The organism is Sphingobacterium cavernae (assembly GCF_008520265.1).
In the GTDB taxonomy this organism is placed as follows: Bacteria; Bacteroidota; Bacteroidia; order Sphingobacteriales; family Sphingobacteriaceae; genus Sphingobacterium; species Sphingobacterium cavernae.
Genome location: NZ_VIQM01000054.1, coordinates 96,913 through 116,310, shown reverse-complemented (window position 1 = coordinate 116,310; position 19,398 = coordinate 96,913). Strand labels below are relative to the sequence as shown.

Here is a 19,398-nt window from a genome sequence, read left to right as displayed (position 1 = left end):
TTGAAGAAAGGAAAAACATGAAAAAAGTAAATATAATCTTATCATTTGTTTTATTACTTGGATTTTCGTCTTGTAATAAAAACTTTGAAGAAATAAATACTAATCCAAATGGATTGTCAGAAGTTACGCCAAGCAATTTATTGGCTCCGGCATTAAAGAAATCTGTGGAATACAGTATGAACAGAAGCCAAGCTGTAACCAACGAATTAATGCAAGTTACTGTAAACATGGGTGACAGTGATGGTAAAATTTTCAGATATGACATTCGTGCTAACGTAGCAGATTATATGTGGAATAATGCTTATGTGCAACTAAATAATTTTAGAGACATATATAACCTAGCTGAACAACAAGGAGATAAATCCTTTATGGGCATTTCATTGATTTGTCAAGCTTGGTTGTTTTCTATATTGACAGATACATATGGAGATATTCCATTTACAGATGCTTTACAAGGTAAACAAAACAATGTTACACCAACATTTGATCCTCAAATGGATGTATATATAGGTATATCAAAAGCTTTGGACACTGCGAATGTTTATTTGCAAGGTGCAACAAATATACCAAGCTCGAGTGATCCTATCTATCAAGGAAATGTAGCATCATGGCGTAAATTTGGTAATTCGCTACACTTACGATTATTATTAAGAGTAGCTCATAAATCTGAATTAAATGCGAAAAATAAAATCAAACAGATGGTAGATGAATTGTCTACTAATTATCCATTGATAAATAGTACTGAAGAATCGGCGATTTTAAGATGGACAGGTGTGTCACCATATGTTTCCCCTTTCGCAACTTGGCGACCAGGCGACTGGTATGGCCCTAAACTATCAACCTTCTTTGTTGACAATTTGAATGAATGGTCTGACCCACGAATTCAAAAGTGGGCTTCACTTTGGGATGGCGAGTATGCTGGAGTACCTAGTGGGTATCCGATTGGTAGTAACCCTCAAGGTAAATCAGCCTTCCCTACTACACTCATGAGTGAACCATTATTAGGAAATATTTTGAATTACGCCGAATTACAATTTATTCTCGCCGAAGCGGCAGCAAAAGGTTATACCAGCAAATCTGCACAAACGTATTATGAAAGAGGAATAAAAAGTGCAATTGAAATGTGGGGGTTTACTCTATCAGACAATTATCTAACTGGAGAACATATAATCTGGAATGAGGAAGCTGATCTTTCCACAAAAATGAAATTAATACACCAACAAAAGTATTATGCACTTTTCTTCACAGATTTACAATCTTGGTTTGAATATAGACGTACAGGATTACCTGAATTACCAATATTATCAGGCCATTTAAATGATAGAAAAATGCCTGCTCGACTAAATTATCCGGTATATGTACAGTCCGCAAATAAAGAAAACTACAATATTGCAGTACAACGTCAAGGACAAGATGATATCAACACTTTAGTTTGGTGGCAAAAACCATAAATTCTAGATTATGAAAAGCATAATGAATATAATCAACATAAAAAAAGCTCTTTTTGGCATCATGGCCAGTATAGCCCTTTTTTCTTCTTGTGATAATAAAGAGGATAACTATATCGGTGAATTTAGTCCATATATCGCTATTGAAGATATTAGAGCATTATATAGAGGAAGCGAAGTCAAATTGACGAGTGATAAAATTAGCTATGCAAAAAAAATATACGGTGTAGTAGTCTCAGATCACTCTGATAGTAATTTACCAGATGATATTGTTATTATCCAACAAGACAAAAGAAATCGAACACGAGGTATCGCTTTTAAAATGTCAAATGCTGCAATTTTTGTTCCTGGAGATTCACTGGTGATCAACATTCAAGATAAATCACTTAATAAAGATGGTTTCTTGTATCTAGATGGTATATCTGAAACTGATATTGAAAAAGTCTCAAGTGGTCACAGATTCACTGTTAGAAATACTAATGCTGGTACACTTAACCAACAACCAAATGATTTCGAAAGTACAGTCATCAAAATCATTGGTGGTGAAATGTATCCAAGACCTGCTGCACAAGAAACTTTGAGTGGTAGTAAAGTAATGATTAATGGTGCAGACACCGTAAATATTGTTACGCTTTCATCAGCAAATTTTGCCAATGAAATTTTACCTAGAAATATTAATGTGACAGGTATTCCGCTCGGTACAAAAAGTGATATGAATAAATTTGACATATTCCCTAGACACTTAAGAGATATTGAAGATATTTCCGATCCAGAGGTACCAGAATATATAGGCGCAAATCCAGTGATAATTACAGGTTATATGAATGATCCAAGTGGTGGAGATGGTAATTATGAATACATTCAATTAAAAGCTAATGTTGATATTAATTTTAATGAGGTTCCATTTTCTCTTGTATTAAGCACCAATGCAGGCGCTGCTCAACCAAATCCAGGAGCTGCCCCAGGTGCAGGATGGGCTACAGGTGGTGGACGAACCTATAAATTTAATATAACTGAAGGGTCCGTAAAAAAAGGAGATTACTTCTATGTAGGTGGGCATCAACGTCGTATCAATGGACCAAATTCAACATCTATATCAAGTGCAAATTGGGCTAGATATATTCAGTACTCCAATACACCTGGTGATGGATTAGGTAATGCAAGTTCAGGTTTGCTTCCAAACTCTGGTAACGCTGGTGGTATGGCTGTGTTTATCGGAGTAAACGTTACTGAAAAATCAGTACCTATTGATGTAGTCTGGTTTGGAGGTAATGGTACTGCAACAATTATCGATGTCGAGAATGAAAAGGGCTATCGTATTAGTAATAATGATCATTACAAAATCACAAATCCTGATGACAGTTCATTACAACCATTCTTCTCAATGGGAACTAATATGTACAGAATACCACATATTACTCCGACAGATATTGGTGCTTTTGTAAAATTAGGCGGAGTATTTAATACAACTACACGTCAATGGACAACTCCAAGAGGATATACTTTTACAACACTAACTAAGTCTTCAGAATTATCTGAAATTGAAACAGGTGAAGGTGTTACTACTCAAGAAGATTAATAATACATCAACAGCAGTTGAATTGATTTCAACTGCTGTTTTATATTTACTTAAACCTCTAAATAACTCTATTCTACTTTGAAAATTTATACTATTATAGCTTTCTTTCTCATTCATATATTCTCATTAGGATGTAAAAGCCAGTTACCTGACAAGAAAGATATCAACACCTCTATAGGAAGCGACATCCAAATAAAAGAATTTACTTTGTCACCTATCTATTATTTTGACAATAATAGATTAATTACCTTTACTGGTCAAGGATTTAAATCATCTGATAGCATAATACTGAGGAATAAGATAATAGCAGAAGATATAAATTGTGAAATCACAATTTTGAATACTTCAACAATAAAGATTTTAATCCCTAAAGTTATTATTGCTGGTAAATATGAAATCTTTGTTAAAAGAAATAATTCTAGTAAACTACTTGGTGAAACTAACATATTAAAAGCTTTTAATGCTAGTATACCCGAAAAAGCAGGTATGACAATAAAAGGTACTGTATTTTGCGATACAAAAGGCTTGTCCAGTGTAGTTGTTTCTGATGGTGAAACCGTTACAAAAACTGATGAAAACGGCATTTATTACTTACCATCAAACAAAAGAAACGGATATGTCTTTGTGTCTATACCATCGAATTACGAAGTATCTGTCAATAATTCGTTTCCTCAATTTTTCAAATACGTTTCGAATAACAATCACGTCACAGAGCTAATTGATTTCGAATTATCAGCGACAAACAATGCTGATCATGTTATGGCATTTTTAGCAGATATGCATCTAGCCAATCGTAATAACGATATTTCACAATTCAACAAAGGATTTAGAGTTGATATAAATAAGCTAGCAAAAGAAACACATGCACAAAACAAAAAATTCTATGCCATGACATTAGGAGATCAGACATGGGATATATATTGGTATGAAAATAATTTTGGTCTTCAAGAATTCAAAAATCAAATTAAAGATTTTGATTTCCCAATATTCCATGTGATGGGAAATCATGACAATGACCCATATATTTCAAATGATTTTCTTGCAGAAAATAAATATAGAAATACACTTGGTCCCACATATTACTCTTTTAATATTGGAAATATTCACTATATAGTATTAGATAATAATGTATGGGTGAATGCTGGCGCAAATACTGGTGTGATAGGTGATAGAAACTACAAATCCACGTTAACTCAGAACCAAATGAAATGGCTGAAAGAGGATTTGGCAATGATCGAAGATAAATCCACACCAGTAGTAGTTGCTATGCATATACCTTATTATTCAATCCCTGATTCAGAAAATAAGTTTTCAACCAAATTAACTAATGCAGCAGAATTTGAGAGCATCATGGCAGAGTTTACTAATGTTAAAATAATGTCTGGACACACTCATATCAATTCGACAATAGTAAATGAGAATAATAAAATAAACGAATATAATATTGCTTCTGTTAGTGCAACATGGTGGTGGACAGGGAAAGATGGATATGCGGACAACCATATTTGTAAAGATGGAAGCCCAGGTGGATATGGCGTTTTAGAGAATTCAGGTAAAAATCAAAAATTCTATTACAAAAGCATAGGTTTTGCAAAAGAATACCAATTCCGAACCTATGATCTAAATAATGTTCATATTACATCTGAAAAATATACTCAACATGCCAATGATAGCTTTAAAGCCAAAGTACCTGAATATGCGAGAGAATATACAAAATCGAATACGGCAAATGAAGTCTTATTGAATATCTGGGGATATAACCCAAATTGGAAAATCACGATCAAAGAAAATAATAAGGATTTGGTTATAAATCGTGTGATGAAATATGATCCGCTACATATCATTTCATATCCTATGAAAAGACTGAATGTAAATGCAAATCCGACTTCATCATTTGTCACTTTCAATACTTCACATATGTTTATGACTAAGGCATCATCTCCTACTTCTACTTTAGAAATAACTGTTGAAGATGATTTTGGTAACATTTATAAAGAAACTATGATCAGACCAAAAATCTTTTCAACATCAATGAGATGAAAAATTAAACATTCAATAATTCATTATTTTTGAAATTATATTTTATGCATAAAACTTGTAAATTATCATTGGCAGTTATAGCGGCATTTGTACTTAATCATTCATGTGCGTTGAAGAAATCAATTAATATAGAACCCTCCTTCCCTACTTTCGCCTACGAAGGGCACAGAGGTGCGCGCGGATTATATCCTGAAAACTCTACAGGAGCAATGAAAATTGCTATTGATTTGCCAATAGTGACTACTTTAGAAATGGATTGCCATATCACGAAAGATAAAAAAGTTGTGGTTTATCATGATGATTACTTAAATCCAAAATTCGTCACGTATGCTGATGGTAAAGAGCTTACTGGAAAAGATAATAAAGGACTGATTTACGATTATACCTACGACCAATTACAACAATTTGACATAGGTTTAAAAGGTAATGTAGATTTCCCACAACAGAAAAAAACAGCAACAAAAATTGACTTATTATCGGATTTAATCGATGAGTCTGAAAAATATGCTAACTCTAAAGGCAGAAAGATGTTTTATAACATCGAAACGAAGAGTAACGAAAAAAAAGATAATAAAGCTCACCCAGAGCCAAAAGAATTTTCTGACTTATTGGTAAAAATAGTTTTAGACAAAGGAATTGCGTCTCGCACGGTAATCCAATCTTTTGATAAGCGTACGATTCAATATATTAATAAGCAATACCCAACTATTCGTACGTCATATTTGGTAGATGCAAAAAATACCAAAACGCCAGAAGAATTGGTTGAGGATTTGGGTTTTAAACCTTTTATCATCAGTCCTAATTATAAAATTGTGACTACAGATTTTGTGACTCAGGCACACCAGTTAGGAATCAAAATTATCCCTTGGACAGTGAATACAAAAGAAGAGATCGAAGCGCTAAAAGCTTTGAAAGTTGATGGAATTATTTCTGATTATCCTAATTTATTCTAGATATGTTTAATATTTTCAAACCCGCTGCCCATAAAAACCCACTACCGGAAAGCCGCATCGATCCTGAATACAAAAAATTAAGAATTCAAGTTTTCACAGGTATATTCTTTGGATACGCAGCCTATTATTTTGTACGTAAGAACTTCTCCTTCGCGGTCAAAGATTTACAAGATGTGCTTGGGTATTCGAAGGCTGAATTAGGTATAGCGATGTCTGCAATTTCCATTGCATATGGACTAAGCAAGTTTTTGATGGGAAATGTTTCAGATAGATCCAATGCCCGTTATTTCTTAGCAGCAGGACTTATCTTATCCTCATTGACGATGATTTTTATGGGATTCTCTCCTTTGGCGACATCTTCTGTGGGAATTATGTTTGCCTTACTCTTTATCAATGGATGGGTACAAGGAATGGGTTGGCCAGCATGTGGACGCGTAGTGGTGCATTGGTTCTCGATAAAAGAAAGAGGTACTACAATGTCAATTTGGAATTTAGCACACAATGTTGGAGGATTTTTAGTTGGTCCCTTGACAATTTTAGGTGTCGAATTATTCCTAGATTGGGAAGCAAGATTATATTTCCCAGGTCTTGCAGCGTTGGCTGTTGCTTTATTATCAATCTTATTGGTTAGAGATACACCACAATCCTGTGGTCTTCCTCCTATCGAAGAATACAAGAATGACTACCCAAAAACTTACGAAGCAAGTCAAGAGAAAGAATTCACTGCTAAAGAAATCTTTTTCAAATATGTCTTCAACAATAAATTGTTGTGGTTTATTGCTATCGCTAATGCTTTTGTTTATTTGGTACGAAATGGTATTGTAAATTGGGCACCTACATTTTTACAAGAAGCGAAGAATTTTACAGCATCTGAGGCTACTTGGTCAGCATCTTTCTATGAATTGGCTGCTATTCCAGGAACAATTTTGTGTGGCGTAATGAGTGACAAACTGTTTGGTGGTCGTCGTGCTCCAGTGACTATCATTTATATGTTCTTTACATTTATCGCCGTATTGGTGTACTGGCTAGCGCCTGGCGACAGCCAATGGGTAGTTAATATTGCATTATGGGCAATTGGATTTTTGATCTATGGACCAGTAATGCTTATCGGAGTGCAAGCATTGGATTTAGTACCTAAAAAAGCTGCGGGTACTGCTGCGGGATTAACTGGTTTATTTGGTTATTTTATCGGCGATTTATTAGCAAACGCTGCTCTAGGAGCTGTTGTTGATTTCGGTGGTTGGAACGGCGCTTTTGAACTTATTCTAGCGGCATGCGTGTTGGCTATTATATTTACAGCATTCACCTGGAAACAAGAAAAAACTTTCCTTAGCGGAAGATAATAGCTGAATTAAACCCTAAACCAAAAAGTCTTGTGAACGATTCACAAGACTTTTTGTTATTTTAGTGTAGGCAATAATTTAAAAAAGGATGAAAAAGCAGTTTTTTAAAATATTAAACAACATCAACAAGTCCATTCTGCCAAAGTACAGTAAACTTGATCCTTCCAAATTGACTAAATTTCAACAAGCAATTTTAGCCTATCGCTACTATGTGCTTACCAATTCGCTGGATTAGTTCTCACTATTAATTATTTTCAAGCTATTTGTTGGAAATACTACATTCTCACCATCGAATACCTCCTGCAGTCTTTCCGCTAAATCAGTTTTCACAGCCCAAAAACTTCCTCTTGGCGTCCAAACATGTATCAACAATTCAATACCACCATCTTTCAAATCACCAATTTGTACCACAGGAGCGGGATTATTTGCTATACGTTCATCGGATGAAATTACTTTTAAAATTGTCTCTCTTGCTATTTTGACATTCGCGTCGTACGATACCAAAAGTGTGAACGCAACTCTTCTATTTGTAATTTTAGTAAAATTCTTGATTACTGAATTCGCCAAAGTACCATTTGGACTGAATATACGTATACCATCATCATCAATTAATGTCGTATACAGAAGGTCAATTTTTTCTACTGTGCCACTCGAACCATTGGCACTATTAATAGCATCCCCCACTTCAAAAGGTCTGAACAAAAGGATTAGTACGCCTCCAGCAAAATTCGATAAACTTCCTTGTAAAGCCATACCCACTGCCAAACCAAAGGCCGATAATGCAGCTATGAAAGAAGTTGTTTGAATTCCTACTGTACTGGCAACGGTTAATATGAGTAAAGCATATAGAACAAATTTTAATAAACTTGCGACAAATCCTCTTATTGAAATATCAATATTACGTTTTTCAAATCTGGAGTTGATTATGCGTAAAATTAACTTTATTGCATAGCGGCCAACGATTAAGATTAAAATAGCTGCTATTACATCAGGTACTTTTAATACCAAAACATCTATTAATTTTTCAATTCTTCCCTCAAAGTTTTCCATATAATTTCAATTTTTAAGTCACAATATCTACAAAATATCCAACTTTTCAAATGATATATCTTTAGTTTTTAGATAACTTTAGCCTATGATTTATTTGGATAATAACGCTACCACAAGAATTGATGATGAAGTTCTGAATACGATGCTACCTTTTCTCAGAGAAGAATATGGAAATGCCTCTAGTCTTCAGCACAAAATGGGTAGAACTGCACATCAAGCCATTGAAAAATCACGACAAAGTATTGCAAAATCAATCGGTGCTAATCCAAAAGAAATTTTCTTCACATCAGGAGCTACAGAAGCAATTAACACAGTACTTCGAGGTGTATTCGCACGTTATCAACGTATTGGAAAACACATAATTTCGGCCAAGACAGAACATAAAGCTGTACTTTCTACACTGGAAATATTAGAGAAGAACGGTGCAGAAATTACTTACTTACCAATAGATCATAACGGAAACATCAATTTAGATGATTTAGAAGAAGTAATCCGAACAGATACGATTTTAATATGTCTCATGCACGCTAATAATGAGACTGGAGTCGTACATCCAATTGAAGACATCGCTGAAATAGCAACTAAAAAAAATGTGTTGCTCTTTAGTGATACTACGCAGGCCATCGGAAAGATACATACCAATTATGAAAAGTCTGGTGTAGATATTTGCTGTTTTAGCGCGCATAAATTACATGGTCCAAAAGGAATAGGCGCACTCTATGTGTGTCGAAAATCTCGTCCAATACAAATCGAGCCACTTATCACAGGTGGTAAACAAGAAAATAGTTTTAGAGGTGGAACTTACAATACCGCAGCAATTGCTGGTATGGGAAAAGCTTTTGAAATCGCAAATCCTCAAGATTTAGAAGATTTAGGCACTCTTCGAGATTATTTCGAAGATAGAATATATAATGAAATCGAAGACATTGCAATCCATGCAAAGCAAGCAACTCGTCTAAATAACACCAGTAATATTGTTTTCAAACACGTGAAAAGTGCTGAGCTAATGCCAAAATTAACTAATATAGCTGTATCATCAGGTTCTGCCTGCGTTTCGGGGGATCGCGATCCATCACATGTATTGACCGCTATGGGTATTTCAGCAGAAGACGCACTTTGTAGCATCCGTTTTTCACTTTCAAAATATACAACAAAAGAGGATTTAGACAGCACAATAGTTGAATTAAAATCCGCTGTAGCAAAGATTCGCAACGAATCTCCTATTTGGCAGATGTATAAAGCAAATTTGCTCTAATATTGTGACAAAATTCATACTTTTTGTAGTTGTGTGTTGCAATTTATTTACGAACTTTGTCCTAATCTTAAAAGATTAACAATTATGGTAACGGTTACAGAGAAAGCGAAAGAGCGAATTCAAAAAATAATGACAGACGAAAACTACGACGAAAACTATTTCGTACGTGTGGCTGTAGTTAGCGGTGGCTGTTCGGGTCTTTCTTACGATTTGAAGTTTGATAACGAGGAAAAAAAAGGCGACCAATTTTTTGAAGACAATGGTGTTAAAATCTGTTTAGATATCAAATCATACTTATATCTAGCAGGAACAGAATTAGACTATTCAGATGGTTTAGACGGAAAAGGATTTGAATTCCACAATCCCAATGCATCCAGAACTTGTGCATGTGGCGAAAGTTTCTCCGTTTAAGCAGTGATCTACTTGAAAATACAAAAGAGCTGCACATGCAGCTCTTTTGTATTATAATATTATTAAAAAAAACTTTTATATGTTATTATTTTAATGAAAATGTGTACATTTCATTACATTTATCACAGAATAATAACCAGTTATATATACAATTAATGGGCAGAGAATTATTACAACGCGAACAAGCTATTACGTTTGTAAAGGATACCTTTTCAACATATCTAAAACAAGCATTAAACCTAACACCCATTTCTTCACCTTTGATCGTACTTGACGGTACTGGAATCAATGACGACTTAAACGGGATTGAAAGACCTGTTTCTTTTCCGATCAAATCTCTGAATGAGCAACGCGCCGTGGTGGTACATTCCTTAGCAAAATGGAAACGTGTTCGTTTAAAAGAACTTGAATTAGAAGCTGGCGAAGGTATTATTACGGATATGCGTGCATTACGTCCAGACGAAGATTATTCACCGATTCATTCTATTTATGTAGATCAATGGGATTGGGAAAAAGTTATCCTTCCTGAAAATAGAAATTTAGCCTTTCTAAAGCAGACCGTAAATGCGATTTACAATTCGATGGTTCAAACAGAAAAACAAGTCGAGGCAAAATACCCACATCTTAAAGCTATTCTTCCGCAAGAAATAACTTTTATTTCATCCGAAGAATTATTAAAAAAATACCCAGATTTTACACCAAAAGAAAGAGAAAATGCAATCGCTAAAGAATTTGGTGCGGTATTCTTGTATGGAATTGGTGGTGTATTGTCAAATGGTTTCGCACACGATGGCAGAGCGGCGGATTATGATGATTGGAGTACCGACAACGAAGATGGTTACCAAGGCTTGAATGGCGATATTTTGATTTGGAATCCAATATTGAATAGCGCTTTTGAATTGTCTTCTATGGGTATTCGCGTAAATAAAGATGCGTTACAAAGACAATTAGAAATAAGACATTGTACAGATAGAGCACAATTGTCCTTTCACCAAATGTTGTTGAACAATCAATTAACAGAATCCATTGGTGGCGGAATTGGTCAATCTCGAGTATGTATGTTCATGCTTAAATTATCCCACATTGGCGAAGTCCAAGTTAGTATTTGGGATGACCACAAAAAGCAAATTTTAGCAGAAGAAAATATAAGTTTATTATAACAAGAAAGAGCTGGTTTTCCAGCTCTTTCTTATTTCAATAAATTCACTTCATACAAATCTTTCCTTCTATCTTTCAAAATCTTCACGGTACCATATTCGTGCAGATCACGTAAAGCATATAAATCTACGTCAGCTATTAATACCATTTCGGTATTTGGCGTGGCTTCCGCTTTAATAGCATTATTAGGAAAAGCAAAATCCGAAGGTGTAAACACCGCAGATTGCGAATATTGAATATCCATATTATTTACCCGTGGCAAATTGCCCACCGAACCAGCAATAGCGACGTAACATTCATTCTCAATGGCTCGAGCTTGCGCACAATGACGTACCCGAATATATCCATTTTGTGTATCAGTCATAAAGGGAACGAACAAAATCTGCATGCCTTGATCCGCTAATATTCGGCTCAATTCTGGAAATTCTACATCATAACAAATCAACATCCCAATCTTACCACAATCCGTATCAAAAACTTTGACCTCACTCCCACCTACCATACCATAATATTTGAATTCGTTAGGTGTGATGTGCACCTTCCGGTATTGATCTGTATGTCCATTGCGGTGACACAAATAACTTACATTATACAATTTTCCACGTTCGTACAACGGCATTGAACCTGCAATAATATTGACATTGTACGATACCGCAAATTGTGTTAGCTTCTGCTTAATTTCCTTGGTATGTTCCGCCAACTTTTCCATTGCCATCCGTTCTGGCATATCATTATAAGGACTCATCAACGGAGAATTAAAAAACTCCGGAAACATCACAAAATCAGCTCCATAATCTGAAACTGAATCCACGAAAAATTCTACCTGATCATAGAATTCTTGCAAATTTTTGAATGATCGCATTTGCCATTGCACTAATCCCAAACGAATGGTTTGTTTGGAAGCAGAATTGGAACGGGCATCAGGTTCATAATAAATATTATTCCATTCCAACAGCGTGGCAAATTCCATAGATTCTGCATCTTCTGGCAAGTAATTTTTCAGAATTTTCTTGACATGGAAATCATTTGAAAGTTGAAAAGTCAAGGTGGGATCAAATATCTCTTTACGCTTTACCTTTTCAATATATACACGCGGACTCATGTCCTGCGCATAGTTATAATAATTCGGAATTCTTCCACCAGCGACAATACTCTTTAAATTCATTTGTTCGCACAATTCCTTACGCGAATCGTACAAGCGTCGCCCAAGACGCAATGAACGGTATTCAGGATGTACGAAAACTTCTATACCATATAAGGTATCACCTTCATAATCGTGTTTCGAAAACTTTCCGTCATCGATGATTTCATAGTAGGAATCGTATATGTTATTTTTTTTTGAATGAAGAATGATAGATAATGCACATGCCACCACATGTCCATTTACTTCTACACACAATTGTCCCTCTGGAAACACATCAATCAGATCCACAATATTTTCACGTGTCCATATGTCTCCTTGGCCTTGATACGCCTCGGTCATAGATTTTTTCAAATCCGAATAATCTTTCTTCGAAAGCAACCTAACTTTAATATCCATAAAATTTCAGCTTTAAGTCTATTAAATATACGCAAATCTGATACCATAATAATCAGTACAGTCATCAAAAAAGCCCTATCAAACTTTTGATAAGGCTGTCTATTTTAATTGTTATTATGTAATTATTTCAACTTATTGATTTTTTCTTCTAGCATTTTGATAAAGTATCCACCAACTACTGATCTAGCTTTGAATCCAGAGCGTGTGGGTTTGTCAGTATATACCCAATCTGACATAGGAACACGATCCGTGGTTTCATGCATAAATTTGTATACTGGAGAAATAAATTCTTGAAATGTTGCTTTGTCGTCAGCTAAAGTAGCAGACCACACTATCCAATCTGTCTTTGTATAGGTTCTTCTATTGTCGAGTGGCAAACCATATTGATTTTGTTTGGTCAAATAATAGTTTACTTCTGTTTTGAATATGGATTTGTCAAAAATATTCATGTCTAATAACTTATCCCATACCAAATTGTATTTTTGACTCCATGTGCCGGATTTATCAAAAGTCAACTTGTAATGATCGCCATCAGCAGCCATGTTTTTCCATTGCGAAGCCATGTCTCTTGCTATTCCAATATACTTTTTAGCAACATCAGACTTTCCAAGCATTTCTGCCAAATAGCCGTATGACGCAATAGCTACAATTGCTTTAACAGATAAGTTCGCATTATGTGCAAAATGCCCAGCGAAGTCGTCCGTACACAATTGATTGTCTGGATCTAATCCGTGCTCCACTAGATAATCCGTCCAAGTCGTGAGCACATCCCAATGCCTTGCTGCGTAATTAGCATTCTTCTCCATGCAAGCAATAGCATAGGTCAAAATCAACATATTTCCAGATTCTTCTACAGGCATATCGCCACCATATGTTTGACCATTACCAATCGGATAGGTGCCTATATCGTGCGCGGCAAATGGCTTGGTCCAACGTTTACTTTCGCTGTAGTAAAAGATATGATTCAACAATCCTTTAGCTAATTCGGGATTATAATACAAATATAAAGGAGCTGAAGGATAAGTTACATCCACAGTTCCTATTGACCCGTTACTGTCATTTTCTTTCGAAAGCAATAACAAATCGCCATTAGGAGCTTGTACCAACTTATGTGCTGCAATTGACTGACGATAAGCTAATGCAGACAAAGCAGCATATTCACTACCTCCAGTGCGTAATGCAGTATCCCACAATTCAGCATCAAACTTATCACAAGCTGATTTTAGTTTTGAAAACTGTTTGTCTGCTAATTCAAATTGCTTTTCTATAGTACTGTTTTCATTACGATTCCAATATGGACGCAGGTTTTTACCAAAATATTGGATGGAATAAATATCATCATAACCTAGCATAATTTTATCTGCATACTTGTCTGACCCCGAAAAGTTTTGGGTGAGTACTAATTGGCTTCCATTTTGTGCAGATTGAATTGAAGTACCTTTCAGAAATTGTTCGCGCAGATTGGCTCCGTTTCCTATAGCGGATTTAGTCTTGTTAGCATCTGCTGCCATATAGAAATATCCCCAATCAATTCGGATATGATCTCCTTTTTTGCCTAATACGTCTTGGCTTTTGCTACCAGTTTTTACATACTGCAAATTGCCAGATTTGTAATGCGAGCTTAATGATTCCTGCAATGGCGAGTCAAGCGCCCAATTAGAAGATGCTTCAAAATATAATTGTACATCATGTTTTCTACCATCTCGCGACATAATTTCGTAGCTGATATAGTTTACCGGTCTTGAAACAAGTTCTAAGTCCGTCAACAATAAAGGTGCAATGAAAGAGAGCTTCAAATCTATTGGACCACATTCAAATTGATAATGTGTTTGTGTAGCTTGTACATCAACAGATTTTTGCCTTGCTGCATTTGTAAAAGAGATAGTATTTTTACGTTCTGTAAACATTCCGAAATCAAAATAACCATTAGCTACTCTATTGTAACAATAACCAGCAATTATATTCTTACCTTTTTTTAAAGTTTTAACGACTTCCTCAGGCAACTTAACTCTACGATTTTTACCCGTTGCTTGTCCAGTATTGGCCACTTCAATCCCATTCACATACATGATTGCATCATCGTCATGCGTAAATTCGATATAGACGGGCTTCCCATTCAAGTCTTCCTTCAAAATTACTTCACGTCTTACCCAAATCTTAGGCTCTTGCCAATCAGTTTTTGAATTAGGTTCAGTATCTAAAGTACCGTATGGTGCAGCACCTAATTTCCAATTCGTGTCCGAAAAATTGATTTGTGTCCAATCTTTAGAAGGTTCTGTAAAAGTATATTTTGCAGACCATGATTCATGTTCAGCCATTTTTGCTATTGGCTCGAGTTCTATTTCTTCTTTTCCCAGAAAACGGTAAGCTACCCCATCTACTTTAATTACTCCTAAAAGTGGAAAAGCTTTGTCCGTCCAATGGCGAACCGCATCATCATACAAATTATCAGTATATGACCAAGCACTTGTATTAGGATCTATAGTGATCAATGGAAATGCTGGTGCGCGCAAATCATTTTTAACCTGTGATTGTTGTGCTATCAGATTGGTAGCACAACAAATCAACAAGGCGAAAAAAGTAATTTTACTTTTTAATTTCATAGTGTGTGTAGATATTAAAACACTTTATTTATAGAATTAGTGTGAATACAATTTACGATGTACCTTATCTAACTCAGCTTCAGAAATCTTAATTACTTTACGATCATATGTCATCAATCCATTAGTTTCTACCTCTACATCCGTAGTTTGTGTGTATACAGCTGCCGACAACCCCATAGGAATCAGTTTATCTAATTTGTAGATCAGTTCTTGATATCTTTTAAGTAACTCTTCCTTACTTTTAAAGCTTTGATAACCCCAATTGTCTTTTTGCTGCCAAGTATGGCCATCAACGGGTAATCCTAATCCTCCAAATTCACCTAGAGCTAATATAAATTCTGAACCAAAAACTGCGGGGTCTGGACTCGCTGCGTCAGGATAGTTGTGTATATCCAAAATATGTCCAGTATACATGAAGTTACCTCCACTTGCACTATTTGTTAGTCTAGAATCATCAAAAGCCATTGTCCATTCGGTTATTTCTTTTGTTTTAAATTGCCCCCACGCTTCATTGAAAGGCACCCATACGACGATACTTGGATAATTGTGTAATGTTTCCATAATCGTTTTCCATTCTTTGCGGAAATACCCTTCCGACTCAGCTGAACGATTTTTGTCTCTTAGATCACCAGAAATTTTACCAGGTTGCATGTCCCAACTATTCCCACCTAAATCACCACTAGGCATATCTTGCCATACAAGCATTCCGATACTATCACAGTGGCGGTACCAACGTGCTGGCTCTACTTTAATATGTTTACGAATCATGTTAAAGCCCATTTCTTTTGTCTTAATTACATCAAATTTCAGCGCTTCATCTGATGGCGCTGTGTGTAATCCATCCGGCCACCAACCTTGATCCAATGGCCCATATTGAAACACGAACTTGTTATTCAACATCATACGTTGAATTCCATTTTTGTCTTTTTCCATTGAAATTTTGCGCATCGCAAAATAGCTCTTCGTTTTGTCTATTACTTTACCATTGCGAATCAATTGTATATCCAAGTCATACAATTTTGGATTAGAAGGAGACCAAGCTTCGAGGTTTGGAACATGAATATCCACCGTAGTATTTGCATCCAATACTTGTGCCTTGATTTGTTTTTTACCATCCAATACGGCCACCTTTATTTGATCACCTGCTTGACTACCCTCTACATTCGCTTCGAAAGTCAGTTTGCCTACATCAAATTGTGGTGTCTGTTTAGTATTAGCGATATATGTGCGAGGAACACTTTCTAACCAAACTGTCTGCCAAATACCTGTAACAGGTGTATACCAAATACCGTGTGGATTTTTTATTTGCTTTCCACGAGGCTGCGGCCCATCATCCGTTGGATCCCATACACGAATAACAACATCTTGCTTAGCGCCTTTTTTCACAAATTTGGTGATGTCCATAGAGAAGGAATTAAATCCACCTTCGTGTCTTCCAACCAAACTATTGTTGACATAAACGTCACATTGCCAATCCACCGCACCAAAATGCAATAGAATATTATCCTTATTTACATTTTTATCAATTGAGATTGTTCTTTGATACCACAATGCTTTATCTTTACCTACCTCTTTTCCAACACCAGATAATGCGGATTCCACAGCAAATGGCACTAGAATCTGACCTTCCCAAGTTTCAGGAAAATCTTTTCTATCTGCTGCTGTAATGGCATAATTCCACAAACCATTAAGATTTTGCCAATTATTTTCACGGACCAACATAGGACGTGGATATTCTGGGTGTGGCTGTTGTGCCGTAACTTTTTCTCCCCAAGGAGTTAAAATTTTAGAACCAGCAGGTTTCCAATCTTGGGCAAAATTAAGCTGGCTAGCCAGCATGAGACATGCTATAAAAATCTTTCTTTTCATCAAATAAATATTATTAGGTTTATTATATTTTAATTTACTACAGGAAATGCGGAAATACGCAAACGTGCCGCCCCCATTGGTATAAGCTCAACAACTTGTTCCTTGGTATCTACAACAAGCGGACTTAAAGGAAGAACTCCAGTAAGCCCATGCCGATCAATCAACCATTCTTTTAGCTGTTTGGCTTTTATCGTAATAGATATAGGCACTGCATTCGCCTCGAATGGAAAAGAATCTTTCGGCCAGTCTTTCTTAATTACTTTTAAATTTTCTGGACGTTCTAATTCACTTTTTACGACACCATAATTCCAATCGCTAGCAGGCAATATTTCATACGAAGGCCATTTTGAGGGATCAGCATCCTCTTGCCACTTTGAATCACCAATAGCTGAAGCCTTACTATCTTTCTCTATATATTCTTCCTTAATTTTTAAGGAATACGTGAGCGGTCCACGCATGATACTAACCGCATTTTTATTCTCTTCCCATACTTTCACGCGTACGGCCATCGGTAATATTAACTCAACTTTGTCTCCACTATTCCACTGACGATCTATCTTGAAATATTTAGCTCCACGTGCAACATTGTATTTTTTGCCATTCACTATTACTTCCGCTTGATTAGCCCATTCAGGTATACGTAAGTAAAATGGAAATTTTATATTCTTATGTTTGGTATTAATTTCAAAAGCAATAGCTTCCTCAAAAGGGTAGTTGGAAGTTTGTTTAATGCTTACCTCGCCTTTGTTTCCGACTTTCACATCAGCGACTGAAGCTGCATACAATACCGCAGCGACACCATTGTCATTGGTAGCCATATACAAATGCTCTGCATAATAAGGCCAACCTTGACTATGGTTATGCTGACAACACCTAGAACTGAATGGATTCATCATCAAGAATGGACCACTATTATCAATACCTGGCGCATGATTTTTGCTGTCGCTAACAGTCATGTTAGGACTAGTAATATAACGCAAAGCCCTGAAATCAGCTGTTACAGCAGCAGGATATGTATTGAAAGCCACTTCTTCAGCATGATCAGCCCAAAAAGGATCGCCAGTGATACCTAATAAAATTTCATTTGAAGCCATCTGCTCCACCATTCCACAGGTTTCTACGCCTTGTCGTGGATCGGTATATCCAGGGCGTGCGTTTTCATCAGCACCAAACATACCTCCTGGTACTTGACCGAATACCTCACGTACAAAATGAAAATTATCATATGTCGCTTTTAAATGCTTGATATCATGACTTTTCAGATAATATGTCGCTGGCTCTCTAAAACTCTGCGCCACATTCACATTATGCCAATTCGGTAAATCTCTATGCTTTGTCCAATCAGCCGTATTGCGGTGAATTTTATCAGCCAATTCCATCAGCCATTCATTACCTTCTGTACGATTATACAACCAAAAGATTGATAGTAAATTGTCACCTCCGCGCGGATGTTCCCAATAATCTTTTAGTAAAAAACTATCTGGAAGCTTCTGTTGCCATCTAAAATAATTGGTCATTAATGTCAATACTCTTTCGTCGCCGCTGTGTTCGTAGTAAGATTGAAGACACCACAGCATAATCATATTTCCCCAAAGGTCAGGCTTATTATTTCTTAATATCAATGGACCGAAGTATCCATCTGATCGTTGACTTTGAATCGCTGCTTCCAACCAGATTTTAGACTCCTCAATGATTTTTGGGTCTTTTAATATATATCCCAAGTGGGCATATCCCTTAAGCCAATAGGGCACCTCTTCCCATCCATGATCCCCAGTTCCATCTTTACTCAACCAAGCGTTATTCTTTTTGGATAACCAGGCACTTATTTCTCCCAAATTACCCGTCAAACCATCCTTTTGTAGTTCCAAATATCGTCCCAACCAACCTCCGGGACGTATGTTACCTACCGGTAGTTTGAGTAATAAATTCTGTTTTAATGGCAATCTATTGTTTATATAATAAGCATTCTTGGAGCCTACAGGCAATTCTTGAACACTCGTAATCGTCTCTCGCTGTGCAGATACTTTGCTCAATCCAAAACCTAATATGAGTGCAAGAAATAAATGCTTTGTCATGGTGTAGATAGATTTTAATTTATTAATAATTGATTATCCCAAATATAGAACGCTTACTTTTAAACAAAACTTCA

13 protein-coding genes are annotated in these 19,398 nt (G+C 36.0%); 8 read left to right on the top strand and 5 right to left on the bottom strand.

Annotated elements, in window-relative coordinates; all coding sequences use genetic code 11:
- The first annotated feature begins 17 nt into the window (after positions 1-17).
- The 5 genes from FLS47_RS10910 (at position 18) to glpT (ending at position 7,363) form a co-directional block, all read left to right on the top strand.
- Entirely contained in the window at positions 18-1,451 is a 1,434-nt protein-coding gene (locus FLS47_RS10910) for a SusD/RagB family nutrient-binding outer membrane lipoprotein (RefSeq protein ID WP_149914401.1), read from the top strand.
- A 10-nt stretch (positions 1,452-1,461) separates the two neighbouring features.
- Positions 1,462-3,027, top strand: a complete 1,566-nt coding sequence (locus FLS47_RS10905) for a DUF5689 domain-containing protein (RefSeq protein WP_149914400.1) — start codon at positions 1,462-1,464, stop codon at positions 3,025-3,027.
- Between the two features lie 336 nt (positions 3,028-3,363).
- Entirely contained in the window at positions 3,364-5,067 is a 1,704-nt protein-coding gene (locus FLS47_RS10900) for a calcineurin-like phosphoesterase C-terminal domain-containing protein (RefSeq protein WP_394349525.1), read from the top strand.
- A 44-nt stretch (positions 5,068-5,111) separates the two neighbouring features.
- Positions 5,112-6,020: a glycerophosphodiester phosphodiesterase family protein gene (locus FLS47_RS10895; protein WP_149914398.1), complete on the top strand. Its 909-nt coding sequence runs from the start codon at positions 5,112-5,114 to the stop codon at positions 6,018-6,020.
- Between the two features lie 2 nt (positions 6,021-6,022).
- Complete coding sequence (glpT, locus tag FLS47_RS10890) at positions 6,023-7,363, top strand: glycerol-3-phosphate transporter (RefSeq protein ID WP_149914397.1); 1,341 nt, start codon at positions 6,023-6,025, stop codon at positions 7,361-7,363.
- Between the two features lie 231 nt (positions 7,364-7,594).
- On the opposite strand, the gene FLS47_RS10885 is transcribed toward glpT, so the two are convergent.
- Positions 7,595-8,413 carry a mechanosensitive ion channel family protein gene (locus tag FLS47_RS10885; RefSeq protein ID WP_149914396.1) on the bottom strand — a complete coding sequence of 273 codons (819 nt, stop codon included), beginning with the start codon at positions 8,411-8,413 and terminating at the stop codon, positions 7,595-7,597.
- Between the two features lie 85 nt (positions 8,414-8,498).
- Between FLS47_RS10885 and FLS47_RS10880 the strand changes: the two genes are divergently transcribed.
- The 3 genes from FLS47_RS10880 (at position 8,499) to asnA (ending at position 11,239) form a co-directional block, all read left to right on the top strand.
- A complete protein-coding gene (locus FLS47_RS10880) occupies positions 8,499-9,668 on the top strand; it encodes a cysteine desulfurase family protein (RefSeq protein WP_149914395.1) in 1,170 nt (389 codons plus the stop codon).
- An 84-nt stretch (positions 9,669-9,752) separates the two neighbouring features.
- Positions 9,753-10,079 carry a HesB/IscA family protein gene (locus FLS47_RS10875; protein WP_149914394.1) on the top strand — a complete coding sequence of 109 codons (327 nt, stop codon included), beginning with the start codon at positions 9,753-9,755 and terminating at the stop codon, positions 10,077-10,079.
- 155 nt (positions 10,080-10,234) lie between these two features.
- Positions 10,235-11,239 carry an aspartate--ammonia ligase gene (asnA, locus tag FLS47_RS10870; RefSeq protein WP_149914393.1) on the top strand — a complete coding sequence of 335 codons (1,005 nt, stop codon included), beginning with the start codon at positions 10,235-10,237 and terminating at the stop codon, positions 11,237-11,239.
- 29 nt (positions 11,240-11,268) lie between these two features.
- Here the strand turns inward: asnA and FLS47_RS10865 are convergent, their stop codons facing one another.
- From FLS47_RS10865 to FLS47_RS10850, 4 genes are all read right to left on the bottom strand, one after another.
- The gene (locus FLS47_RS10865) at positions 11,269-12,777 is read right to left on the bottom strand and encodes a bifunctional GNAT family N-acetyltransferase/carbon-nitrogen hydrolase family protein (RefSeq protein ID WP_149914392.1); all 1,509 of its coding nucleotides are present in this window, start codon (positions 12,775-12,777) and stop codon (positions 11,269-11,271) included.
- A gap of 122 nt (positions 12,778-12,899) precedes the next feature.
- On the bottom strand, positions 12,900-15,380 hold the full coding sequence (locus tag FLS47_RS10860) for a glutaminase family protein (protein WP_149914391.1): 2,481 nt from the start codon (positions 15,378-15,380) through the stop codon (positions 12,900-12,902).
- A gap of 36 nt (positions 15,381-15,416) precedes the next feature.
- On the bottom strand, positions 15,417-17,249 hold the full coding sequence (locus tag FLS47_RS10855) for a glycoside hydrolase family 2 protein (protein WP_149914390.1): 1,833 nt from the start codon (positions 17,247-17,249) through the stop codon (positions 15,417-15,419).
- A gap of 29 nt (positions 17,250-17,278) precedes the next feature.
- Entirely contained in the window at positions 17,279-19,324 is a 2,046-nt protein-coding gene (locus tag FLS47_RS10850; RefSeq protein WP_149914389.1) for a beta-L-arabinofuranosidase domain-containing protein, read from the bottom strand.
- Positions 19,325-19,398: the final 74 nt, after the last annotated feature.